Source organism: Paraburkholderia sp. SIMBA_030, assembly GCF_046535245.1.
Taxonomy (GTDB): domain Bacteria; phylum Pseudomonadota; class Gammaproteobacteria; order Burkholderiales; family Burkholderiaceae; genus Paraburkholderia.
In genome coordinates, this window is the sequence record NZ_JAWRXB010000276.1 from 1 (window position 1) to 297 (window position 297).

General features: G+C 63.6%; 1 protein-coding gene. It reads left to right on the forward strand.

The genetic code is table 11. The features are described from left to right. Positions 1-15: 15 nt before the first annotated feature. The coding region (locus SB772_RS39990; protein ID WP_410838515.1) for a cyclase family protein at positions 16-297 on the forward strand (282 nt) is incomplete at its 3' end.

Consider the following 297-nt stretch of genomic DNA (forward strand, 5'->3'; position numbering starts at 1 on the left):
GGGTCCATTCCCCCCATGGTGTGCCGGGGAGTGCTGCTCGACATCCCGCAAACCACCGGGCGCGACGTTCTCGAACCAGGAGAACCCATCACCGCCGAGGATCTGCGCCAAGCCGCCCGTGACGTCGAACTGCGTCATGGAGACGTGCTCCTGATACGGACAGGTTGGGGTCAAAACTGGGACGAGCCCGGCAAGTTTTTCGACGCCGAACACGGCATACCAGGGATCACGGTGGAAGCGGCAGCCTGGCTGACCGATCATCGTGTCACGATGATCGGTGCGGATACCCCCGGCGTG